This window comes from Rhodococcus aetherivorans (genome assembly GCF_025722975.1).
Lineage (GTDB): Bacteria > Actinomycetota > Actinomycetes > Mycobacteriales > Mycobacteriaceae > Rhodococcus > Rhodococcus aetherivorans.
The window spans coordinates 1,147,345-1,168,995 of sequence record NZ_CP106982.1 but is presented as its reverse complement, the minus strand read 5'-3'; the positions used below and the strand labels follow the sequence as shown (position 1 = coordinate 1,168,995).

At 72.5% G+C, this 21,651-nt stretch carries 22 protein-coding genes; 7 read left to right on the top strand and 15 right to left on the bottom strand.

The features are described 5' to 3' along the window. Positions 1–28 precede the first annotated feature (28 nt). The gene (locus tag OCS65_RS05510; protein WP_263509106.1) at positions 29–1,099 is read left to right on the top strand and encodes an alanine racemase; all 1,071 of its coding nucleotides are present in this window, start codon (positions 29–31) and stop codon (positions 1,097–1,099) included. Between the two features lie 32 nt (positions 1,100–1,131). Here OCS65_RS05510 and pdxR read toward each other — a convergent pair whose 3' ends face one another. After that, on the bottom strand, positions 1,132–2,634 hold the full coding sequence (gene pdxR, locus OCS65_RS05505; protein ID WP_232334148.1) for a MocR-like pyridoxine biosynthesis transcription factor PdxR: 1,503 nt from the start codon (positions 2,632–2,634) through the stop codon (positions 1,132–1,134). A 19-nt stretch (positions 2,635–2,653) separates the two neighbouring features. Between pdxR and OCS65_RS05500 the strand changes: the two genes are divergently transcribed. Next, positions 2,654–3,349, top strand: a complete 696-nt coding sequence (locus OCS65_RS05500; protein WP_029546196.1) for a pyridoxamine 5'-phosphate oxidase family protein — start codon at positions 2,654–2,656, stop codon at positions 3,347–3,349. Here the strand turns inward: OCS65_RS05500 and OCS65_RS05495 are convergent. From OCS65_RS05495 to OCS65_RS05485, 3 genes are read right to left on the bottom strand one after another with little or no spacing between them, the layout of a single operon-like run. Beyond that, positions 3,277–3,729: a MaoC family dehydratase gene (locus OCS65_RS05495; protein ID WP_263509103.1), complete on the bottom strand. Its 453-nt coding sequence runs from the start codon at positions 3,727–3,729 to the stop codon at positions 3,277–3,279. The genes OCS65_RS05500 and OCS65_RS05495 overlap by 73 nt on opposite strands. Positions 3,730–3,746: 17 nt before the next feature. Next, complete coding sequence (locus OCS65_RS05490) at positions 3,747–4,511, bottom strand: GntR family transcriptional regulator (RefSeq protein WP_029546198.1); 765 nt, start codon at positions 4,509–4,511, stop codon at positions 3,747–3,749. A gap of 19 nt (positions 4,512–4,530) precedes the next feature. Then, entirely contained in the window at positions 4,531–5,682 is a 1,152-nt protein-coding gene (locus OCS65_RS05485; protein WP_102799480.1) for an acyl-CoA dehydrogenase family protein, read from the bottom strand. A 259-nt stretch (positions 5,683–5,941) separates the two neighbouring features. Here OCS65_RS05485 and OCS65_RS05480 point away from each other — a divergent pair, with 259 nt between their 5' ends. Genes OCS65_RS05480 through OCS65_RS05470 form a run of 3 tightly spaced genes read left to right on the top strand, consistent with a single transcriptional unit; the run spans position 5,942 to position 8,133 of the window. Next, the gene (locus tag OCS65_RS05480; protein ID WP_037201171.1) at positions 5,942–6,769 is read left to right on the top strand and encodes an HpcH/HpaI aldolase/citrate lyase family protein; all 828 of its coding nucleotides are present in this window, start codon (positions 5,942–5,944) and stop codon (positions 6,767–6,769) included. Position 6,770: 1 nt separating this feature from the next. Further along, positions 6,771–7,778: a MaoC family dehydratase gene (locus OCS65_RS05475; protein WP_161995793.1), complete on the top strand. Its 1,008-nt coding sequence runs from the start codon at positions 6,771–6,773 to the stop codon at positions 7,776–7,778. Positions 7,779–7,791: 13 nt separating this feature from the next. Next, positions 7,792–8,133, top strand: a complete 342-nt coding sequence (locus tag OCS65_RS05470; protein ID WP_043802729.1) for a WhiB family transcriptional regulator — start codon at positions 7,792–7,794, stop codon at positions 8,131–8,133. Positions 8,134–8,220: 87 nt separating this feature from the next. Here OCS65_RS05470 and OCS65_RS05465 read toward each other — a convergent pair whose 3' ends face one another. Beyond that, complete coding sequence (locus OCS65_RS05465; protein ID WP_231772426.1) at positions 8,221–9,291, bottom strand: enoyl-CoA hydratase/isomerase family protein; 1,071 nt, start codon at positions 9,289–9,291, stop codon at positions 8,221–8,223. A gap of 44 nt (positions 9,292–9,335) precedes the next feature. Between OCS65_RS05465 and OCS65_RS05460 the strand changes: the two genes are divergently transcribed. After that, the gene (locus tag OCS65_RS05460; RefSeq protein ID WP_263509100.1) at positions 9,336–10,562 is read left to right on the top strand and encodes a CoA transferase; all 1,227 of its coding nucleotides are present in this window, start codon (positions 9,336–9,338) and stop codon (positions 10,560–10,562) included. Then, positions 10,559–11,953: an amidohydrolase family protein gene (locus OCS65_RS05455; RefSeq protein WP_263509098.1), complete on the top strand. Its 1,395-nt coding sequence runs from the start codon at positions 10,559–10,561 to the stop codon at positions 11,951–11,953. The genes OCS65_RS05460 and OCS65_RS05455 overlap by 4 nt, the downstream gene beginning before the upstream one ends. A 181-nt stretch (positions 11,954–12,134) precedes the next feature. On the opposite strand, the gene OCS65_RS05450 is transcribed toward OCS65_RS05455, so the two are convergent. From OCS65_RS05450 to OCS65_RS05405, 10 genes are all read right to left on the bottom strand, one after another. Further along, positions 12,135–12,947 (bottom strand): ABC transporter permease, encoded by an 813-nt coding sequence (locus OCS65_RS05450; RefSeq protein WP_263509096.1) that lies wholly within the window; start codon positions 12,945–12,947, stop codon positions 12,135–12,137. Further along, positions 12,944–13,870, bottom strand: a complete 927-nt coding sequence (locus OCS65_RS05445) for an ATP-binding cassette domain-containing protein (RefSeq protein ID WP_050035939.1) — start codon at positions 13,868–13,870, stop codon at positions 12,944–12,946. Before OCS65_RS05445 ends, OCS65_RS05450 begins: the two co-directional genes overlap by 4 nt. Position 13,871: 1 nt before the next feature. Beyond that, complete coding sequence (locus OCS65_RS05440; RefSeq protein WP_231772422.1) at positions 13,872–14,015, bottom strand: hypothetical protein; 144 nt, start codon at positions 14,013–14,015, stop codon at positions 13,872–13,874. Between the two features lie 419 nt (positions 14,016–14,434). After that, positions 14,435–15,079 (bottom strand): FMN-dependent NADH-azoreductase, encoded by a 645-nt coding sequence (locus tag OCS65_RS05435; protein ID WP_263509094.1) that lies wholly within the window; start codon positions 15,077–15,079, stop codon positions 14,435–14,437. A 44-nt stretch (positions 15,080–15,123) separates the two neighbouring features. After that, on the bottom strand, positions 15,124–16,341 hold the full coding sequence (locus OCS65_RS05430; protein ID WP_263509092.1) for a CaiB/BaiF CoA transferase family protein: 1,218 nt from the start codon (positions 16,339–16,341) through the stop codon (positions 15,124–15,126). Then, positions 16,338–17,117, bottom strand: a complete 780-nt coding sequence (locus OCS65_RS05425; RefSeq protein WP_338049256.1) for a tyrosine-protein phosphatase — start codon at positions 17,115–17,117, stop codon at positions 16,338–16,340. The genes OCS65_RS05430 and OCS65_RS05425 overlap by 4 nt, the downstream gene beginning before the upstream one ends. Before the next feature lie 96 nt (positions 17,118–17,213). Continuing rightward, entirely contained in the window at positions 17,214–18,290 is a 1,077-nt protein-coding gene (locus tag OCS65_RS05420; RefSeq protein ID WP_263509089.1) for an acyl-CoA dehydrogenase family protein, read from the bottom strand. Continuing rightward, complete coding sequence (locus OCS65_RS05415) at positions 18,290–19,438, bottom strand: acyl-CoA dehydrogenase family protein (RefSeq protein WP_006947369.1); 1,149 nt, start codon at positions 19,436–19,438, stop codon at positions 18,290–18,292. The genes OCS65_RS05420 and OCS65_RS05415 overlap by 1 nt, the downstream gene beginning before the upstream one ends. 23 nt (positions 19,439–19,461) lie before the next feature. Next, positions 19,462–20,085 (bottom strand): TetR/AcrR family transcriptional regulator, encoded by a 624-nt coding sequence (locus OCS65_RS05410; protein WP_006947368.1) that lies wholly within the window; start codon positions 20,083–20,085, stop codon positions 19,462–19,464. Continuing rightward, on the bottom strand, positions 20,082–21,632 hold the full coding sequence (locus tag OCS65_RS05405; RefSeq protein ID WP_029546230.1) for an acyl-CoA synthetase: 1,551 nt from the start codon (positions 21,630–21,632) through the stop codon (positions 20,082–20,084). The genes OCS65_RS05410 and OCS65_RS05405 overlap by 4 nt, the downstream gene beginning before the upstream one ends. Positions 21,633–21,651: the final 19 nt, after the last annotated feature.

The window sequence follows — 21,651 nt, the reverse complement described above, 5'->3', positions numbered from 1 at the left end:
CGGTCGGGGCCACGAATAGAGTGCGGCCATGCCCGCGTTCCCGGCCGTCCCCGCCACCCCCGCTCTGCTCGTCGACCGTGACGTCCTCGACCGAAACATCGCGCGGATGGCCGACGCGGCACGCATTCGTGGCGTGACCCTGCGCCCGCATGCCAAGACGCACAAGTGCGTCGAGATCGCCCGTCGCCAGATCGCCGCCGGCGCCGTCGGGCTGACCGTCGCGACGGTCTCCGAGGCCGAGGTCTTCGCCGATGCCGGTTTCCGCGACCTGTTCATCGCGTATCCCCTGTGGACGGACGCCGCGCGCGGGGCCCGGCTGCGTGCGCTCGCCGCGGAGGTCCGCCTGACCGTCGGGGTGGACTCGGCCGAGGGCGCGCGGGCACTCGCCGAGCACGCCCGACCGGGCCTGCACGTGCTCGTCGAGGTCGACAGCGGTCACCACCGCACCGGGGTCGCCCCGGAGCGGGCCGGGTCGGTCGCCGTCGCGGCCGCCTCGGTCGGGCTCGAGGTGCGCGGCGTGTTCACGTTCCCGGGGCACTCCTACGGGCCCGATCGGCCGGCCGCCGCGGCGGCGGACGAGGCGACGGCACTGAGCCGGGCGGTGGCGGCGGTGGCGGCCACCGGACACGACGCGAGCGTGGTCAGCGGCGGCTCGACCCCCACCGCGCACCTCGACGTGCCGGCTGCCACCGAGCTGCGGCCGGGCGTGTACGTCTTCGGCGACGCGCAGCAGCTCGAGCTGGGCACGGCCGGTGCGGACGCGATCGCGCTGACGGCGCTGTCGACGGTGGTGTCGGCGCGTGACGACACGGTGGTGCTCGACGCCGGCAGCAAGGTGCTCGGCGCCGATCGCGCCGCCTGGGCGACGGGCTACGGCCGCATCCTGGGCGCACCGGACGCACGGATCGTCGCGCTGTCCGAGCACCACGCCACCGTGCAGTGGCCGGACGCCGCCGATCGCCCCGCGCTCGGCACCCGGGTCCGGGTGATCCCCAATCACGTGTGCACCACGGTCAATCTCGCCGACGACCTGATCGTCGTCGCCGGGGACACGGTCGTCGACCGGTGGCCCGTCGCCGCCCGCGGCTGCAACACGTAGGCGGCTCCGCCGCCGGTGCGTCCTTTGGGCGGCTAGGACAGCCCGAAGGACACACCGCGCAGGGCCGCCCCGATCGCGTCGGCCGCGTCCACCGCCCGGGATTCCGGCAACCGCGCGTACCCGCACACGAGTCCGCGCGGACCGCCGGGGGCCGCGCTGTACGTGCTGAGCGGCGCGCTCTCCACCCCGAGCCGTCGTGCTGCGGCGGCGACCGCCACGTCGTCGACGTCCTCCGGAAAACGCAGCACCACATGCAAACCCGCTTCGATACCGGTCACCGACACGCCGAACCGCTCGAGATCGCGTAGCGCACCGACGAACGCGGACCGCCGGGCGCGGTACGTGCGGGACGCACGCGCCAGATGCCGCGACAGTGCCCCCGACTCGATCAGCCGGGCCAGCGCGGACGCGGTGACCGAACACGCCACCTCCCCGCTCTCGGTCACGGCTGCCGCGATCCGCGAACGCAGCGGGACCGGCGGTATCAGCCACGCGAGCCGCAGATCCGGCGACAGGATCTTCGAGGCGGTCCCCACGTAGGCGACGCACTCGCGCCCGCCGTCGATGCTGCGCAGCGCCGGGAGTGCGGACACGTCGTATCGGAACTCGCCGTCGTAGTCGTCCTCGACGACGACAGTCCCGGTCTCGGCGGCACGGGCGACGAGCCGTGCCCGACGGGACACCGGCATGCGCGCCCCCATCGGATACTGATGAGCGGGTGTGCAGTACACCGCGGCGTCGGTCTCCCGCACCAGGTCGGGATCCAGACCGTCCTCCCCCACCGGGATCGGCCGCGGCCGGGCGCCCTCGCCGACGAGCGCCCGTCGCGCACGGCCGTACCCCGGGTCCTCGAACGCGACGTCGCGGTCCCGCAGCGTCGCGGCGATCGCGAGCACCCGGATCGCGGCGGCGACGCCCGGCAACACGACGATCTCGTCCGGGCCGCAGGCGAGGCCCCGCGTCCGCCGGAGGTGATCGGCCAGCGCCCGGCGCAGCTCCGGATGCGCATCCGGATCGGCGACGCCGAGGGGGCGTGGTGCCGCGGCGGCCGCACGCCAGGCCCGGCGCCACTCCGCGTCCGAGACCAGCGCCGGGTCCGGTATGCCCGGCCGCAGGTCCAGTACGGGCGCGCGACGAGCCCGGTCCGGCTCCGACGGCGGCGCGGCGGCCACGACCGGGTGTGATGCGGCGTGCGCCCGGGCCGCCACGTCCGCTCCGGCCGCGACGCGCGTACCCGAGCCCGCCCGGGCCACAGCGAAGCCCGAGGCGCACAGCTCGTCGTACGCCTCGACCACGCAGCCGCGGGACACCCCGAGCTCCGCGGCCAGCGTGCGGGTCGACGGCAGGAGATCGCCGACCCGGATGTGACCGCACCGGATCCGGTCGACGACGGCCTCGGCGAGACGCTGCCGCAGGGGGGCGCCGGTGTCGGGCAGCTCGAAGGTCAGATGGACGACGGGCGCGACGCGGGGCACGGCACGACAATACTGGTCCTGGATTCGGCGGGTCTTGTGGATCTGTTCATCGGTCCGCATATCGACGAGGCTCGCCTGCATGGACAACATCAGGCGCTATCCCGAACGGGCCCGGACCCGGCGGGCCGACCTCGACGCGGTACTGGACGCGGCGGTCACGTGCACGTTCACCACCGTCGCCGACGGCCTGCCGTGGGTCGTACCGATGCTCTACGCGCGCGACGGCGACCGGCTCCTCCTGCACGGCTCCACCGGCGCGGGCGCGCTGCGCCTGGCGACGTCCGGGGCGCCGGTGGCCGTGTGCGTGTCGATCCTCGACGGCGTCGTCGTGGCGCAGGACCTGTTCCACTCGTCCGCGAACTTCCGATCCGCCGTGGTCCGAGGCGAAGTCACCGTCCTGTCCGCAGAGGAGTCCGCCGGCGCACTGGACGTCCTGTCGGACGGCCTGATACCGGGGCGCAGCGCCGAAACCCGGGCACACACCAGGAAGGAACTGGCGGCCACGGCCACCCTGGCGCTGCCCATCCGGCCGGGGCAGTGGACGGTCAAGATCCGCGACGCACCGCCGTCCGCGCCCGACATGAGCGACGGCTCCTGGGCGGGCGTGGTCCCGTTGCGGACGGTCGCGGGCCGGCCGGTCGCCGCGCCGTGGGTCGCGGACGACGTGCCTGTACCCGCGTCCGTCCGCAGGCTGGTGGACCGCTACGCGACGAGCACGACGATGGTCTCCGCGACCAGCGCCGGCTTCTCGGCGCCCTCGGCCTCGACGGTGTAGGTGACGGTGAGGTTCGCGCCCTTGGCGGTGCGCTCGAGGGACGCGAACTTCGCGGTCGCCCGCAACTTCGAACCCACCGGGACGGGCGACGGGAAGCGAACCTTGTTGGCGCCGTAGTTGATCTTCATCTTCAGGCCCTCGATGGCGAAGATCTGCGATCCGAGGACGGGCAGCAGCGAGAGGGTGAGGTAGCCGTGGGCGATGGTCCGGCCGAAGGGGCCGGACTTCGCCCGCTCGGGGTCGACGTGGATCCACTGATGGTCGCCCGTGGCATCGGCGAACTGATTCACCCGTTCCTGGGTGATCTCGAGCCAGTCGCTGTGGCCGAGGTCCTCGCCGACGGCCGCCTCGATCTCGTCGATTCCGTTGAAGGTCCGCATGTTCCATTTCTCCTGTGTCAGGGCCGCAGTGGCCGGTGCCCGGCGCGGCGGAGGGTGACGCGATACGTGTAGTGCTCGGGCAGGAAGTAGCTGACGGACAGCTCGGTCGGTTCGCCCGCATCGTTCGAGTACAGCCGGTCCACCCGCAGCAGCGGATGTCCGGGCCCGCAGTTCAGCTCGCGCGCAACCTCTTCCGTGGCCCGCGCGACGGTGATCGTCTGGGCCGCCTCGACGATGGGGTGCTCGAGGTACGGCTCGAGCAGGCCCATCACCGTGTTCCGGCTCGACGCCCCGGCCGCGAGCTCCGGGGCGCCCTGCACGTGCGCGGCCACGTGATCGGGCAGGTACACGGTGGTCAGCGCGAACGGGATCCCGTCGTGCACGCGGCGCAGCACCACCGCGTGCACCAGATCGGTGTCCAGGCGCAGCCGGCTCGCGGCCTCGATGTGCACGCCGCGGCGCAGCGGCGCGACGATCTCCATCGTGGTGTCGGCGGCGAGGTCGAGCAGGTCCTCGATGGAGCCGAGCTGGCGCCGGTAGCGCCGCCCGTCCTCGTTGGCGAACGTGCCGCGGCCGGGCACCCGGTAGACGACGCCGTCGGCGACGAGGTCCTGGAACGCGCGCCGCACCGTCTGCCGGCTCAGCCCGTAACGCTGCGCGAGTTCGGCCTCGGTGGGCAGGCGGACGCCGCCGCGGTACTCACCGGCGTCGACGGCCTCGCGCAGCCGTCGCGACAGCTGCGCGTACGCCGGTTCCGTGTCGCGTTCGCCCATGACGACCATGAATCCTAGTGACGGCTGGTCACAGGCCGCCGCGGGCCACCAGTTGGGACGCGATGACGCCCTTCTGGATCTCGTTGGTGCCCTCGCCGACGATCATCAGCGGGGCGTCGCGGAAGTAGCGTTCGACGTCGTACTCGGTGGAGTAGCCGTAGCCGCCGTGGATGCGCACCGCGTTCAGCGCGATCTCCATCGCGATCTCCGAGCAGTACAGCTTGGCCATGCCGGCCTCCATGTCGCACCGCTCGCCGCTGTCGAACTTCTCCGCCGCGTAGCGGGTCAGCTGCCGCGCCGCGGTGAGCTTGGTGGCCATCTCCGCCAGGTAGTTGCCGATCGACTGGTGCTTCCAGATCGGCTGCCCGAAGGTCTCGCGCTGCTGCGCGTAGGCGAGGGAGTCCTCGAGCGCGGCCGCTGCGACACCGAGGGCGCGGCACGCGACCTGGATGCGGCCGGTCTCGAGACCCTTCATCATCTGCGCGAAGCCCCGGCCGGGCTCGCCGCCGAGGATCGCCGTCGCCGGGGCACGGTAGCCGTCGAAGCTCAGCTCACAGCTCTCGACGCCCTTGTAGCCGAGCTTGGGCAGATCCCGCGAGACGGTCAGGCCGGGCCCGTGCTCGACCAGGACGATGGAGATGCCCTTGTGCCGCGGGGTGGCGGCCGGGTCGGTCTTGCACAGCAGCGCGATCAGCCCGGCGCGGCGGGCGTTGGTGATCCACGTCTTGGCGCCGTTGATGACCAGGTCGTCGCCGTCCCGGCGGGCGGTGGTGGTCATCGCCTGCAGGTCCGAGCCGCCGCCGGGCTCGGTCAGCGCCATCGTCGCCCGCACCTCGCCGGTGGCCAGGCGGGGCAGGTACGTGCGCTTCTGCTCCTCGGTGCCGAACAGCGACAGCAGCTTGGCGACGACGGTGTGCCCGCCCATCGCGCCGGCCAGCGACATCCAGCCGCGGGCGAGTTCCTCGGTGACCTGCGCGTAGCACGGCATCGACACCGGCATCCCGCCGTACTCCTCCGGCACCGCCAGCCCGTAGATCCCGATCTGCTTCATCTGCTCGATCCACTTCTCGGGGTACTCGTTTGCGTGCTCGACCTCCTGCACCGACGGCTTGACCTCCCGGTCGATGAACTCGCGCACCGTCTTGACCAGGAAGGTCTCTTCGTCGCTCAGGTAGCTCACGGAAAATCCTCGAATCGACACGGGACCTGCGATCCCACCCGTCATTTGTACGGCCATTTTTGGCCTCACGCCCTCGCGATGTCAATACCTCTGGGCGCGAGACACCCCCTGAACGGCCTATGCGTCGCCCCAGTCCTCGCTTATGAGTCGGCGCCGGGTAGCGCCGGACCGGACAATGGCCGTACATTTATCCCGTTCCCGACCGCCCCACAGCAGAGGTTGATCCGTGAATCCTGCGCAGCCCCGCCGCCGGCGAGCCGTGCTCGTCGCCCCCGGCTCCGACGAACGCAAGGCCGGCAAGGCGCTGGCCTCCTCGGCCGACGAGGTGGTCCTCGACCTCGAGGACGCCGTCGCCACCGCCCTCAAGGACACCGCCCGCGACCTCGTCGCCGATCTGGTGTCCACCCGCGGCACCGGCCGCGCGATCGCGGTCCGCGTCAACGGTCCCGGCACGCCGTGGTTCGCCGACGACCTGCGCGCCTGCGCCGCCCTCGGACCGGCCCTGTCGTCGATCGTGGTGCCCAAGGTGGAGGGCCCGGCCGACCTCGCCGAGACCGACCGGATCCTCACCGAGGCGGGCGATGCCGACCTCGTGGTGCAGGCACTGATCGAGACCCCGGCCGGGGTGACCCGCCTCGACGAGATCGTCACCGGCCCCCGGCTGGCCGCGGTGATCCTCGGCTACGCCGACCTCGGCGCCGCGCTCGGCCGCGCCCGCACCGCCGCCCCCGAGCACTGGCTGTACGTGCAGGACCGCCTCCTGCACGCCGCCCGCGCCGCGGGCGTGCAGGCGATCGACGGACCGTTCCTGTCCATCACCGACGACGAAGACTTCCGTCGCGCCGCCCGCTGGACCGCCGACCTCGGCTTCGACGGCAAGTGGGTCATCCACCCGGCCCAGATCGACTCGGCCGCAGCGGCCTTCACCCCCGACGACGCGCAGGCCGAGCAGGCCCGACGGGTGCTGGCCGCCCTGGCCGAGGCCGAGGCCCGCGGCGCCGGAGCCGCCCAGCTCGACGGACAGATGCTCGACGAGGCGGTCGCCGTCGCCGCCCGCCGCACCCTCGCCCTGATCGGAGACAAGTGAGATGACCACCGCACGCACCGCCACCGAGGTCGGCGGACCCTACTTCGACGAGCTCACCGTCGGCCAGGTCTTCGACACCGCCCCGGCCGTCACGATCACCGACGGCCTCGCCGCCGCCCACCAGGCGATCCTCGGCGACCGGCTGCGCCTGCCCCTCGATGCGCACCTGTCGGCGGCCGTCGCCGGTGGGCCCGTCGCGCACGCCGGCCTCGTCACCGACCTGGCGATCGGCCAGTCCACCCTGGTCACCCACCACGTCAAGGCCAATCTGTTCTACCGCGGCCTGCGCTTCCACCGCTTCCCCCATATCGGCGACACCCTCTACACCACCACCGAAGTGGTGGGCCTGAAGGAGAATTCGGCCAAGCCCGGCCGCAAGCCCACCGGGCTGGCGGCGCTGCGCATGAACACCGTCGACCAGAACGGGCACACCGTCCTCGACTTCTACCGGTGCGCGATGCTGCCGCTGAGCGAGAATCCCGATCCCGCGCGCGTCGTGCCCGCCGACGATCTGTCCGCGATCGGCCCGCAGGAACCGCCGCGGTGGTCCGCCCCCGCCGACTGGGACCTCGCCGCCTACCGGACCCGCGTTCCGGGACCGCATTTCGATCCGTCGCTCGCCGGTGCAGTGCTGCGGTCCAGCGGCGACGTCGTCTCCAGCGCACCCGAACTCGCGCGCCTGACCCTCAACATCGCCGCCACCCACCACGACGAACGCGTCGGCGCCGCAGGACGACTGGTGTACGGGGGCCACACCATCGGCCTCGCCCTGGCCCAGGCCACCCGCGCGCTGCCCAACCTCGTCACCGTCCTCGGCTGGCACTCGTGCGACCACACCGGCCCGGTCCACGAGGGCGACACCCTCACCAGCGACCTGCACATCGACTCCGCCCAGCCGCTCGACGGCGGCGGGGGCGTCCTCGAACTGCGCTCGATCGTCCACGCCCACCGCGGCACCGACGCGCCGGCACCCGTGCTGGACTGGCGCTTCACCGCCCTCATGGCCTGACCCCGGAACCGACATGACACTCCCCGCCTTCGCCCCGAGCCCCACCGAAGTCCCGGACCCACACGACGGGCACCACTGGCGTCTGCACGCCCGCTGCCGGTTCATCGGACCGGACACCTTCTACGCCCCCGAGGACGAGACCTGGGGCGAGCGGCAACGCCGGGAACGAGCGGCCCGGGACATCTGCGCGGCCTGCCCGGTCCGCATCCCGTGCCGCGACGATGCCGTGAAGAACAAGGAACAGCACGGGATCTGGGGCGGACTGACCGAAAGGGAACGCCGCGGACTGCGGTATGTCCGCTGGCTGCCGGACGGTTCTGCGACTCGTGGGGCGGGTACGTCGGCGGCCGGCTGACCTCCCTCGCATGCGCTCGGGCCCGAGCGAATGTATCGCCCACTCGATCTGATCGAGTGGGCGATACATTCGCTCACTCCCCTTCGCTCACTCCCCGCGGACGGCGATCTCGTCGATCAGCCCCCACTCGAGCGCCCGCGGTGCCTCGAGCGCGACGCCGGTGACGAACAGGTGCAGCGCGCGCCAGCGGCCGATGCGGCGGGGCACGCTCACGGTGCCGCCCGCGCCGGGGATCAGGCCCATCGTCACCTCGGGCAGCCGGAAGAGCGTGTCGGGGGCGGCGACGATCCGGTGTGCGAACGCCGGGACCTCGATGCCGGCGCCGACGCAGTGCCCGTGCACGCGCACCTCGGTGCGGTCCGCGAGCGCGGCGATCAGCCGTCCGGCGCCGCCGCGGGTGCGGATCAGGTGCGCGGTCGCGGTGTCCGGGGTGTGGCCGAACTCGTCGAGGTCACCGCCGGCGCAGAACGACGGCCCGGCGCCGTCGAGCACCACCCGCGCGACGGTGTCGTCGAGCAGCGGCAGGCGCAGCGCCTCGACCAGGGCGTCGCGCAGCGCGGTGCCGTAGGCGTTGCGGCGTTCGGGCCGGTTGAGGGTGAGGTGCAGGGTGTCGCCGTCGCGGTGGATCAGCACCGGATCCGCGACGGGCGGCGGCGGCAGCGGCCGCCCGAGCCTGCGACGCTCGTCGAGCCAGCCACCGAACTCGGCGCCGCCCTGCAGGGTGGAGTAGGCGAGCGATTCGACGTCGATCGCCTCGGGCACCGGCAGCGTCTCGGTGATCCGCAGCACCTGCCCGGCGACGAGGGCCGACTGCGGATACCGCCCCATCGCCCGGACGAACTCGGCGAGCGCCGCGTCGACGTCCTCGGTGCCGACCACCGCCCGGTCCGCCGGATCGGGCCCCGCGACGTACGTGAGGTCCAGCGCGGCGGTCAGCGGCGCCAGGGCGGCCGGGACGGCGCCAGTGCAGCGCCCGACGAGCAGCCGATCCAGTGCCGGCACCCGGGCGGCCACGGCCTCGACCATCGATGCGTCGGCGTCGTCGAGGTCGACGATCAGCACGGGTTCGCACAGGGCGGCGCCCTCGCCGAGAACCGGTGTGTCCGCGGCGCCGCCCGCGAGGTCCGCCACCGTGAGGGTTCGTACGCCTGTGCCCATGTCCGCCGTCCTGAGGTCGTTTCGCGGACTGTAGCATCGGCAGCGTGTCGACCTCCGCGCGCCCGGATGTGGTGCGGGACTGGGCCGAGAGCGGAATCGCTTCTCTCACCGGCCGTCCCGACGGGCCACCCCTGATTCCCCCCGGTCGCGCGGCGACCGTCGCGCGGGAACGCACCGCCTGGATCGCCGACGTCACCGGCGGGGCGGTGCAGCTCGACGGGGCGCGCATGCTCGCCGAGCGCGCCGCCTTCACCGGGCATCGCCGCGGCGGCGCGACGTCGGCCGGCGGTTCGTGCCGGCTGCTGCCGACGGCCGACGGCTGGGCCGCCGTCTCCTGCGCCCGACCCGACGATCCCCTGCTGCTCGGCGCCCTCGTCCGCGCCGACGTCGGGGACGACCCCTGGCCCGCGGTCGAGGCCTGGCTGCGCGAGCACACCGGCGCCGACCTGGCCGAGCGCGCCGACCTGCTCGGCGTCGCGGCCGGACCCGTCACCCCTGCGCACGCTCCTGCCCCCCTGCGACCGCCGGCGCCGCGCCCCGTCGACGGGTTGCTCGTCGTCGACTTCAGTGCGCTGTGGGCGGGACCGCTGTGCGCGCACGTGCTGGGCCTGGCGGGGGCGCGGGTGATCAAGGTGGAGACACCGTCCCGGCCGGACGGCGCCCGCCGCGGCAATCCCGACTTCTATCGCCTGCTGCACGGCGGCCACGAGGCCGTGACCCTCGATCCCGCCCTCCCCCACGAACGCGCAGCCCTCGCCGCGCTCGTCGCGGCCGCCGACATCGTGATCGAGGCGTCCCGCCCGCGCGCGCTGGCCGGATTCGGCCTGCACGCAGACGAATTCGTCGCCACCGGCGGGACCTGGATCTCGATCACCGCGCACGGACGCGCCTCGAACCGGATCGGTTTCGGCGACGACATCGCCGCGGCCGCGGGACTGGTCGCCCGCGACGGCGACGGGCCGATGTTCGTCGGCGACGCGATCGCCGATCCACTCACGGGTCTGACCGCGGCGGCGCTGGCGATGTCCACACCCGGCGACGGTGACGGGATGTTGTGGGACATCTCGATGTCGGCGACGGTGGCCGCCACCCTGGACGGAGCCGAAACCGCTGCGGTGCACGCATACCGGCGGGGCGAGAAGTGGTACGTCGACACCGCGGCGGGCACCGCGCAGATCGAGACGCCGCAACCACGCGCCCCGCGCGGCGACGTCGCAGAACCGGGTCGCGACACCGCCGCGGTGCTCGCCGAACTGGGGTCGGCGCGGTGACCGGCCTGCTGCTGCGCGACGTCGCGCTGCCGGCCGGCCGGTGCGACGTCGCGGTCCGCGACGGCCGGATCACGGCGATCGGGGTCGGCCTCGAAACCGAGGGCGAGGTGATCGACGGCCGCGGTGGGGCGCTGCTGCCGGGACTGCACGATCATCACCTGCACCTGCACGCGATCGCCGCGGACGCCACCTCGGTCCGGTGCGGGCCCCCGCACGTGCGCACACCCGGCGACCTGGCCCGGGCGCTGGACGCCGCGCCCGGCGACGGCTGGGTCCGCGGCGTCGGCTACGTCGAGACGGTCGCGGGCCTGCTCGACGCCGCGGCGCTGGACCGGCTGCACGCGCGGCGGCCGGTGCGGGTGCAGCACCGCAGCGGCGCGATGTGGGTGCTCAACTCGGCGGCGACGACCCTGGCCGGACTGGACTCGGCCGACCATCCCGGGGTGGAGCGCGACGACGCCGGTCGCCCCACCGGGCGGGTGTGGCGGGCGGATGCCTGGCTGCGCGAGCGGCTGCCCGCCACCGGGCCGCCCCCGCTCGATGCCGTGGGCGCGGACCTGACCCGCCTCGGGATCACCGGGATCACCGACGCCACCCCCGATCTGGCGCCGGGCTCGCTGGCCGCGCTGATCGACGCACACGTCTCCGGCGCGCTGCCGCAGCGAGTGCACCTGCTGGGGGTGCCCCTCGGCGACGAACCCGAGGATCGACCGGCGACCGTGACGACCGGCCCGTACAAGATCGTTCTCACCGACTCGGGACTGCCCGACTTCGAGGCCCTGGCCGGCACCGTCCGTCGCGCCCACGCCCGCGGCCGGCCGGTGGCGGTGCACTGCGTCAGCCGCGAGGCGCTGCTGTTGCTGCTCGCGGTGTTCGAGGAGGCCGGCACCCGTCCCGGAGACCGGATCGAGCACGGGGCGCTGGTCCCGGCCGAGTCGATCGGCGAGCTGCGTCGTCGCCGGGTGTGCGTGGTGACCCAGCCCGGCTTCCTCGCGCACCGCGGCGACGACTACCTCGAGCGGGTCGATACCCGGGATCTGCCGGACCTGTACCGCTGCCGGTCCCTGCTCGACGGCGGCGTGCCCGTCGCCCTGTCGAGCGACGCCCCGTACGGGCCGCTCGACCCGTGGGCTGTGATCGCGGCCGCGACGAACCGTCGCGCCCCCACCGGCGACGTCGTCGGTCCACAGGAGCGGATCACCGCCGCCGCCGCCCTCGACCGCTACCTGTCCCCCCTCGACGACCCCGGCACCGAGCCGCGCAGGGTGCGGGTGGGCGCGCCGGCGGATCTGGTGCTGCTCGACCACCCGCTCACCGATGCGCTTGCGGAGCCGACCGCGGAAGCAGTGCGCTGCACCGTGATCCGCGGCGAGATCCGGTATCGCCGCTGAGCCCGGGCCCGGTCGGACGAGGCCCTGCCCGGGCTGCTGCACCCGTTCGCGGGTCACGCCCGCACCACCGTCATGAATACCTGTTCGCTAGTCGAGGAGTGCGTCCGCGCTGCACGACGAGGTCGTCCCGGTGGGTCGCGATCTTCGTCTCCAGCGCGGCGCACCGCCCAGGTGGGCTGCCTCAACGCGCGACCAATGCGCGCACCCGGCGCGCGATGCCGGGCAGGAACGTCACCACCGCCCCCAGCGCGACTGCGGCGACGACGGCAGTGGCCGTGTCGCCGAACGTGGCGGTGCCGAGTTCGTGGCCGCGCAGGGCATCGGTGGCGTGCGCGACCGGGTTGAGCGTCGCGGCGGCCTGCATCCAACCGGGCATGGTCTCGATCGGGGCGAAGGCGCTCGAGACGAACATCAGCGGCATCATCACCATCATCCCGGCGAACTGCACCACGTCGGGACGGCGGAGTCGGTCACCGATGAGCCCGAACAGGGCACTCATCGCCGCGGCCAGCACGGCGAGAACGACGATCCCGGCCAGGGCGTCGACGACGGTGCCATGGAACTCGAATCCGAGTACGACGGCGGCGACACCGAGGAGCGCGGCCCGGGCGAGCGTGAACGCGGCTTCGTTGAGCGTGCGCGCCACCCCGGGCAGCGCCGCCCGCAGGGGCAGCGCGGCGAAGCGATCGTGCAGGCCGTTGGTGTGATCGATCGCCGCGGACACCCCCGCGTTGGTGCCGGCCATCACGGTGGAGACTGCCAGCATGGCGGGGGTGAGGAAGTCGATGTAGCTGACCCCGGGAGGGAAGCCGGGTCCGGCCGCCACACTGCGGAACACCTGACTGAACAGGACCAACATCGCCATCGGCATGGTCAGCGAGAACATCAGCAACTGCGGGACGCGGGCACTCGTGCGCAGATTGCGGACCACGAGGGCGGCGAGCTGGTCCGCGGCGGGTGAGCGCCCGGGTCCGGTGGTGAGCATGGCGTTCATCGGGTGGCTCCGTTGTGGGTGAGGTGGGTGAAGACGTCGTCGAGGCTGGGCGAGGTGACATCGAGGTCGCTGATGCCGACGCGGTCCCGGGTGAGCTGGGCGACGAGTTCGGCAGCGGTCATCGCGTCGCCCACGGTGAGTGCGACACGGACCCGGCCGTCCTCGACGGGATTTTCGGCGTCGGGGCGGAACGGCAGGTCGCCGAGCTGGTGCGTGGGGATCGTGGCGGTCACCACCTTGCCGCCGACAATCCGCTTCAGCTCGGCGGGAGTGCCGCGGGCGGCGACCCGCCCCTGGCTGAGCACGACAATGTGGTCGGCAAGCCGGTCGGCCTCTTCGAGGTACTGGGTCGTGAGCACGACGGTGGTGCCGTTGGTGGTGAGTTCGTCGACGACGTCCCACAGCGCGCTGCGGGCGATGGGATCCAGGCCGGTGGTCGGCTCGTCGAGGAACAGTACCGACGGAGATCCGACCAGGCTGGCGGCCAGGTCGACCCGACGTCGTGAACCGCCGGAGAGCTCACCGACCCGCCGCGACGCTAGGTCGTGCAATCCGAGCCGGTCGATCAGGGTATCGGCCCGAGCCCGTGCCCGACCACGCAGGCCGGCGAGGCGGCCGATCAGTTCCACATTCTCTCGGGTAGTGAGGAACTCGTCGAGGCCGGCGTACTGGCCGGTGACCCCGATCCGGCGGCGGACGTCCATCGCATCGGTGACGACGTCGAGGCCCTCGACCAGCGCCCGGCCGACGGTCGGCCGCACCAGCGTGGTGAGCACGCGAATCAAGGTCGTCTTACCGGCGCCGTTGTGGCCGAGCACGCCGAGCGTCGTGCCCGCCCCCACCTCGAGGTCGAGGCCGTCGAGCGCCCACGTCTTGTCGTAGGCGACATGGAGATCTTCCACAACTACTGCAGGGGTGTTCATCTCACGCCTCCGAACCGGTGCCGGGCACGTGCACCGCCGGCGCGCCGCGATGTCGCCGGCCCGGACGGTGGGGCACCCCCGCAGGGAGGGGCGGTGCGTTGGTGTCGTCGACGTCGAGCGCGATGTGGACACGGCTGGTCATCATCTGAGGGTCCTTCCGAGACGCGCTCCCCTGGGTGGGGAACTTGACTCTTCTGACGAGCGACCCGCGATGTGGACGCATCACATCGACAGCGTCTGCTCGAGCGCGGCGCGGCAGGGCCGAACGAAGGGATCGTGGTGGGAGCCCGATCGGCCCACCAGAACCGGCGCATCTCCCGGGGCAGATGCGAACGGCGGAAGGGCCCGGGCCGTCTCCCGCAGGTCGCACAGGTCTTCGACGACCTGACTGCCCGCGCACCCGCGGGCTCGGTGCAGCAGGCCGAGCTGCTCGCCCCGGCCGCCTCCATGTGGAGCTTGACCGGCTACCAGGGGAACTCGGTGTCCCTGGCGCGGACTACCTTGACGAGCGCGGAGCCGACGCCGAATTCGCCTGAGAACCAAACGGGCGGACGGGCGCGCCGGTCAGGCGCCGAGGTCGTGCGCGAGCCGTTGCACCCGCTCGCGCGCCGCGTCCAGGCTCGCCGTGGAGCGCTCGGTCATCGGCGCCAGCGCCGGAATACGGGACGCGAGAGTGTATTCGGCGGTCACGACCGTGACGTCCATGCCCAGTGACGTGCCGAGCACCTGCTGCAGCGGCGGCACGGTGTGGTCGAGGCCCTCGTCCGGATCGCCGGGCCCGTAGGCCAGCCCACGGCTCGAGATCACCACGACGGGCGTGCCCGCGAACGGCTGGTCCGGCGTGTCGAACGGCACGGTGGTGCCGAGCACGTGGACGTGGTCGATCCACGCCTTCAGCGTCGACGGCAGCGACCAGTTGTACATCGGGGCGCCGATCACGACGACGTCGGCGGCGGCGACCTCGGCGATCAGCTCGGTCTGCACCGCCTCGGCCGCAGGATCGACGGCGACGCCGGAAACCCGCAGCCGGGGCGCATAGTGCAGTTCCGCGTCCGCGAGATGCGGGACCGGGTCTCGGTGCAGGTCCCGCTCGACCACGGTGTAGTCGGGTCCGCGGCGGCGCCACGTGTCGGCGAACAGGCGGGTCAGTTCGCGCGTGACGGACGTCTGCCGGTTCGCGGACGAATCGAGCTGCAGCAGCTGGGGCACGTCGGGCTCCTTCGGGTTCGGGTACTGCGCTGGACGACTACCGGCTACTGCACGATGCCGGCGGCACGCAGCCCGGCGACCTGCTCGTCGGTGAAGCCGAGTTCGGCGAGCACCGCGTCGGTGTGCTGTCCCAGCGCCGGTACCGCACCCATGCGCATCTCGACATCGGAGAAGGTCATGGGCGGCAGCACCGCCCGCACCGCGCCGGCCTCGGTGCCGACCTCCCGCCAGCGGTCGCGCTCGGCGAGCTGGGGATGCTCGATCAGGTGCTTCATGTCGTTCAGGCGGGCGGCCGGAACACCGGCCGCGGCGAGACGTTTGTCAAGTTCGGCGGTCTCGAAGCGGCGTGTGTTCTCGGCGACGACCGCGTCGGTCTCGGCGCGGTGTTGCACCCGCAGGATGTTCGTCGCGAACTTCGGGTGCCCGGCGAGATCCGGGCGGCCGAACACCTCGGTGACCAGCGCCCGCCAGCCCCGGTCGTTCTGCACGCCGATGAGAATCTTTCCGTCGACGGTCGGGTACGCGTCGTAGGGCGCGATCGACGCGTGGCTCAGCCCCATCCGCTGCACCTGCGTGTCCTGGTACATCTGCAGGTACATCGGGTGGCCGAGCCACTCGACGGTCGCGTCGAACATCGACACGTCGATCGTCGCCCCCGCGCCGGTGCGTTCGCGCCGGAACAGCGCCGCCTGGATCGAGGTGAGCGCGTACATGCCGGCCGCGATGTCGGAGGTCGGGATGCCGGTCTTGGTGGCGGTCTCCGGGGTGCCGGTGATCGAGCACAGCCCGGTCTCGGCCTGGACCAGCATGTCGTAGGCCTTGCGCTCGCGCAGCGGGCCTTCGGTGCCGTAACCGGTCATGTTCACCACGATCAGCTCGGGCCGCTCGCGCCGCAGCTCGTCGGCGCCGAGCCCGAGCCGCGCCGCCGCGCCGGGCGCGAAGTTCTGGATCACCACGTCGGCCTCGCCGACGAGCCGGCGCACCGCGGCGACGCCCTCGGTGGCCTTGAGGTCGACGCAGATCGACTCCTTGCCGCGGTTGAGCCACACGAAATGCGATGCCAGCCCGTGCACGGCGGCGTCGTAGTTGCGGGCGAAGTCGCCCTCCCCGATGCGTTCGACCTTGATGACACGGGCGCCGAGATCGGCGAGATGGCGGGTCGCGATGGGGGCGGCGACCGCCTGCTCGAGGCTGACGACGGTGATGCCTTCCAGCGGCAGTCCCGCCGATCCCCCGGCTTTCGGCTCGCTGTTCTCGCTCATCGCGTCGGTGCCTTCCTGTCTCCGTATACCGTTGCAGCCACGTCTTCTCCTCGGGCACGTGCGCGCCACCGCCGCACGTCGTCCTCCCCCGCCCCGTGGTCGATCAGCCACGCCCCCGGCCCTCCGGGATGCGCGACGAGGCGTTCGACGATCGGAGAGATCGCCTCGGCCGGGGCGCGGAACAGGTCGGACGGCACCGCCCGGTCGCCGCCCGGGAACGAGCCGCCCACGCGCAGCCCGACGGCCTCCCAGCGACGGAGGAGCAGGGGCATGTTCGTGTCGGTGGCCGCGTAGTCGTCGACGACGGCCTGCGGTTCCACGCCCGCGGCGAGCAGCAGGACGGCGACCGCGAGACCGGTGCGGTCCTTGCCGGCGGTGCAGTGCACGAGGACCGGGCCCGCGGCCCGCGCGACGACCGGCACGAGCCCGGCGAACAGCGGCGCGGCCACGTCGAACACCCGGCCGTAGAGTTCGGCGAGGCCGAGGCCGGTGCGCCCGGCCGGCGCGGCGTCCGCGTGCAGCGACAGGCGATGCACGTGCGTGCCGCCCGGCCAGGTGAAGGCGCGGTGCCCGCGTTCGGCGTCGGATCGCAGGTCCACCACCGTCGTGGGCGGCCGGTCGGAGAGGATGCCGCGCACCACGTCGCCGGTGTAGCAGGCGTCGCCCCGATACAGCACGCCGGGCGCGGTGCGACCGCCGTCGGTCAGCGGCAGTCCGCCGAGATCTCGCAGATTCACCGGTCCGGGCACGCGCTGTTGCTCGTCCTGCACTCGCACCTCTCCTCGTCGGTCCGGCACCGCCGGAACACGCGCCGTCACCCCACAGTTCATACCGGGCCGGTGGTACCTGTCCAGCGGGCCGCGGCGGATGCCCTATTCCGGTCGGCCGTCCGCGATCAACGGCCACAGCCCCCGGGACCCGGCGTCGACGGCCGCCGCGGTGAGCACCTCGTCCCAGAACCGCACGGAGCCGAACTCCCTGCGCCACGACAGCAGCCGGTTCGCGTGCCGGTGCAGCTCGTGCTCCATGGTGAAGCCGATCGCGCCGAGGCTCTGGTGGGCGTTGCGCACGACCACCGACGCGGCGTGCCCCGCGCAGGACTTCGCGGCAGCGATCGCGAATCCCGCTTCGTCGCTGCCGAATCCGGAATCCTCGGCGATCGTCACGGCTGCCTGCGCGGCGGCACGCGCGAGCGCGCCCTCGGCGGCGATGTCCGACACCAGGTGCTGCACGGCCTGGAACTTGCCCAGGGCACGGCCGAACTGCACACGCGTGGTGGTGTGCTCGACGACCAGGTCGAGCACCCGCTCCATCGCGCCGCTCATCGCGAGAGCCCGGGCGAGCGCCCCCCGGCGCAGGAACTCCTCCGCGGTGCCCGCCGGAACTTCGGCGCCGGACAGCGCGGCGACGTCGACACGGATGTGGTCGCGCGGCTCGGACGCGACGTCGACCGCCTCGGTGACCTCGACGTCGGCGCGGGCGACGTCGGCGACCCGCCACGTGCCGTCCGCCTCCCACAGCACGACCACGGCGTCGACGTCGCGGGCCCACGGCACGTGCCGGGCCGAGCCGTCGGCGGCCAGCACGGCGGCGGTGCGTGCCGCCGCCGGATCGGTCACCGCGCGCTTGCAGCCGGACAGCTGCAGCAGCCAGCCCGCGAGGAGGTCGTTCTCGGCCACCGGCACCGCCGCGGCACCGGCGCCCGCGGCGCCGAGCAGATATGCGGCCTCGGCCCAGCCCGCCTCGCTGCCCCCGTCCGCCTCCGGACCGGTGAGCCGGGCGAGACCGAGTTCGACCAGAGTGGACCACAATTCGCGATCGAGGCGCAGCGGCCCGGTGAGGCGGTGATCGTCGCCGCGGCGCTCGCCGAAGACCTGTTCGAGCATCTGCGCGAATTCGCGCATCTCCACATCGTTATCGGTCGACGTGCCGTTCGTCGCGTTGCTCATCAGCGCATCCCCAATCCCCGCGCGATGACCCCGCGCAGAATCTCACTCGTGCCGCCTCGGAGGGTGAATCCGGGACGCTGCATGACACCCGACCGCACCAGCTCGGCGAACTCGTCACCAGCGGTGTCGCTCTCGCCGGCCAGCTCGTCGGCGAGGTCCGCGATGTCGCCCTCGGCCTGCGTGCCGAGCACCTTGACCACCGAGGCGGCGACCTCCGCGTTCTCGTGCCGCTGCAGCGCCTCGGACACCCCGCGCGACATGTGGTGCAGGCCGAAGATCCGGCCGACGAACGCGCCGATGCGGGGGTCGGCCGGCAGGCGGCCGGCGGCTGCCTCGTCCACCGCGCCGGCGAGCACACCGAAGGTGGACATGAAGCGTTCCGGGCCGCTGCGCTCGTAGCCGAGTTCGGAGGTGACCTGCGCCCAGCCGTCGCCGATCGTGCCGAGCACGAGGTCGTCGGGCACGAACACGTCGTCGAGGACGACCTCGTTGAAGTGGTGCTCACCGGACATCGACAGCACGGGCCGGATCTCCACGCCGGGCGAGTCGAGCAGGACGATGAACTGGCTCAGCCCGGCGTGCCGGTGCGCCGGGTCGAGCGGGGCGGAGCGGGCCAGCCCGAAGAAGGCGTCGGCGTGGTGGGCGCCGGAGGTCCACAGCTTGGTGCCGGTGATGCGCCAGCCGCCGTCGACCTGCACGGCCTTGGTCTTCACGCTCGCCAGGTCGGATCCGGACTCGGGCTCGCTCATGCCGATGGCCCAGCAGATCTCGCCGCGAGCGATGCCGGGAAGGAACCGTCGCTTCTGCTCCTCGGTGCCGTACTTGAGCAGCGAGGGCGCGGCCTGCCGGTCCGCCACCCACTGGGCGGCGACCGGCGCGCCGACCGCGAGGAGTTCCTCGGTGACGACGAAACGCTCCATGAAGGTGCGGCCGTGCCCGCCGTACTCGGTGGGGATGGTCATGCCGACCCAGCCGCGGGCGGCCAGGGCCTTGGTGAAGTCGGTGTTCCAGCGGGCGAGCCAGGTGTCCACGCCCGGGGTGAACACGCCGGCCTCGATCTGCTCGCGCAGGAAGGCGCGCACCTCGGCCCGCAACGCTGCGAGACTCGGGTCGGGGGCACCGGCGGACGGTACCAGTGATGTACGCATGGTCGTCTTCTTCCGTGAGGGGGTCAGGGTCGCGGCTGCAGCAACAGCAGGGCCAGATCGCCGTACCGGGCCGCGATGTCGGCGGGGGTGTCCGGACCGTCCGGGTCGTACCAGTTCGCGATCGAGGTCGTCATCGCCAGGATCGAGCGGCGACAGTCCTCCGGGTAGGGGGTGGTGAACGCTCCGGATCGCATCCCATCCTCGATGATGCTGCCCAGCAACTCGTTTCCGGAACGCCGCCGCTGCTCGTAGACGGCCGCGTTCTCCGGTTCCAGGTTGCGAACCTCGGTGCCGATCATCAGGCTCTGTTCCTGGCAGATGGTCCGGAACCGGACCAGGGCGACCACCAGGGCCCGGAGCCGCTCCACCGGGTCGTCACCGACGCGTGACAGCTCCTCGTCGCACATCGCGTCGAAGGCGTTCACGCCGTCGATGAGGATGGCCAGCAGCAGGTCCTGCTTGTTCTTGTAGTGGTAGTACAGCGCCGACAGGCTCACGCCCGCCTCCTGGGCGATCGTCCGGATCGACGACGCACCGTATCCGTTGCGGACGAACTCGCGACGCGCCGCCTCGATGAACACCCGTTGCCGCTCCGACGGCGCCACGGTGTCGCCCTGTCGTGCGTATGTTCCCCGTCGAACACTCATCCGTTTCCTCCGGCGGTCGCGGGGCGCAGCGCCCCCTTGACGAGCTTGCCGGTGGGTGTCCGGGGCAGCGCGTCGACGAAGTCGACGCTGCGCGGGCACTTGTACCCGGCGATGCGGTCGCGGCAGTAGGCGATCAGCTCCGCGGCGAGCGCGTCGTCGCCGGCGACGCCCGCCGCCGGCTGGACGACCGCCTTGACCGATTCGCCCATCTCGGCATCCGGCACACCGATCACTGCCACGTCGAACACCTTGGGGTGCAAGGCGAGGGCGTTCTCGATCTCCTGCGGATAGATGTTCACCCCGCCGGAGATGATGGTGAACTTCGCCCGGTCGGTGAGGAAGAGGTAGTCGTCCTCGTCCAGGTATCCGATGTCCCCGGTCGTCGCCCAGGTGGGGTGGAGCGGGTTGCGGGACTCGGCCGTCTTCTCCGGGTCGTTGTGATACTCGAAGCTGTAGCCGGGACGTTCGAAGTAGATCAACCCGATCTGTCCGTGCGGCAACTCCGTTCCGTCCTCGGCACAGATGTGCGCGAGGCTGGCATGGCCGTGTCCGGTGCGGCCGACGGTGCCGGGCTTCCGGAGCCATTCCTGCGGCGAGACGATGGTGCTGCCCACGGATTCGGTGGACGAGTAGTACTCGTAGATCACCTCGCCCCACCAGTCGATCATCGCCTGCTTGACCTCGACGGGGCACGGCGCGGCGGAGTGGATGGCGGCGCGCATCGCGGACAGGTCGTAGCGGCCGCGGACCTGCTCGGGCAGCTTCAGGAGCCGGACGAAATGCGTGGGCACCCACTGACTGTGGGTCACGCGGTAGCGCTCGAGGTCGGCGAGGCAGGTCTCGGCGTCGAACCTGCCCGCGACGATCGCCGTGCCGCCGAGTGCCTGCGCCGCGGCGCCGAACCGCAGGGGCGCGGCATGGTAGATCGGGGCGGGCGCGTAGTACACGCAGTCGTCGTCGAAGCCGAAGCTCTGCAGCAGCCCGACCGCGTTGGAGGCCGCCTGCTCACCGACCTGCGCTCCGCTGAGCGCGGGCTTGATCCCCTTCGGCCGGCCGGTCGTGCCCGACGAGTAGAGCATGTCCGTCCCGCCGGGCTGGTCGACCGGCGCGGTGGTGCTCATCGCGGCGATCTCGGCCTCGTATCCGAGGTGGCCGGGAACGTCGCCGCCGAACGCCAGGCGGTGCCGCACCTTCGGCGTGTCGCCGGCCACGGCGACCGCGAGGTCCACGAGCGGCGCGGACACCACGAGAGCCGCGGCGTCACAATCGTCCACGATGTAGGCGACCTCGGGCGGGGCGAGATGCGTGTTCACGAACGTCACGTACATGCCGGAACGCACTGCAGCCCAGTACAGTTCGAAGACGGTCACGTCGTTGACCGACAGCACGGCGAGGTGGTCGCCCGCGCCGAGGCCGTGGGCGCGGAGCCAGTGCGCGAACTGCACCGAACGGTCCTCGAGCTCGCGGTAACTGATCTCGCGCCCCGTGGCCGCCTCGATCGCCGCCGGCTTGTCCGGGGTGATCGAGGCATAGCGTCCTGGATACATTCGTGCTCCTTCTGCCGGT

Coding starts and splice junctions, on each gene's coding strand:
- OCS65_RS05495 (WP_263509103.1), bottom strand. CDS start 3,729: ATGCGGACCTTCAACGGAATCGACGAGATCGAGGCGGCCGTCGGCGAG.
- OCS65_RS05415 (WP_006947369.1), bottom strand. CDS start 19,438: ATGCGTACATCACTGGTACCGTCCGCCGGTGCCCCCGACCCGAGTCTC.
- OCS65_RS05450 (WP_263509096.1), bottom strand. CDS start 12,947: ATGAACGCCATGCTCACCACCGGACCCGGGCGCTCACCCGCCGCGGAC.
- OCS65_RS05420 (WP_263509089.1), bottom strand. CDS start 18,290: ATGAGCAACGCGACGAACGGCACGTCGACCGATAACGATGTGGAGATG.
- OCS65_RS05510 (WP_263509106.1), top strand. CDS start 29: ATGCCCGCGTTCCCGGCCGTCCCCGCCACCCCCGCTCTGCTCGTCGAC.
- OCS65_RS05500 (WP_029546196.1), top strand. CDS start 2,654: ATGGACAACATCAGGCGCTATCCCGAACGGGCCCGGACCCGGCGGGCC.
- OCS65_RS05475 (WP_161995793.1), top strand. CDS start 6,771: ATGACCACCGCACGCACCGCCACCGAGGTCGGCGGACCCTACTTCGAC.
- OCS65_RS05470 (WP_043802729.1), top strand. CDS start 7,792: ATGACACTCCCCGCCTTCGCCCCGAGCCCCACCGAAGTCCCGGACCCA.
- OCS65_RS05430 (WP_263509092.1), bottom strand. CDS start 16,341: ATGAGCGAGAACAGCGAGCCGAAAGCCGGGGGATCGGCGGGACTGCCG.
- OCS65_RS05445 (WP_050035939.1), bottom strand. CDS start 13,870: ATGAACACCCCTGCAGTAGTTGTGGAAGATCTCCATGTCGCCTACGAC.
- OCS65_RS05440 (WP_231772422.1), bottom strand. CDS start 14,015: ATGATGACCAGCCGTGTCCACATCGCGCTCGACGTCGACGACACCAAC.
- OCS65_RS05490 (WP_029546198.1), bottom strand. CDS start 4,511: ATGGTCGTCATGGGCGAACGCGACACGGAACCGGCGTACGCGCAGCTG.
- pdxR (WP_232334148.1), bottom strand. CDS start 2,634: ATGCGGACCGATGAACAGATCCACAAGACCCGCCGAATCCAGGACCAG.
- OCS65_RS05410 (WP_006947368.1), bottom strand. CDS start 20,085: ATGAGTGTTCGACGGGGAACATACGCACGACAGGGCGACACCGTGGCG.
- OCS65_RS05405 (WP_029546230.1), bottom strand. CDS start 21,632: ATGTATCCAGGACGCTATGCCTCGATCACCCCGGACAAGCCGGCGGCG.
- OCS65_RS05465 (WP_231772426.1), bottom strand. CDS start 9,291: ATGGGCACAGGCGTACGAACCCTCACGGTGGCGGACCTCGCGGGCGGC.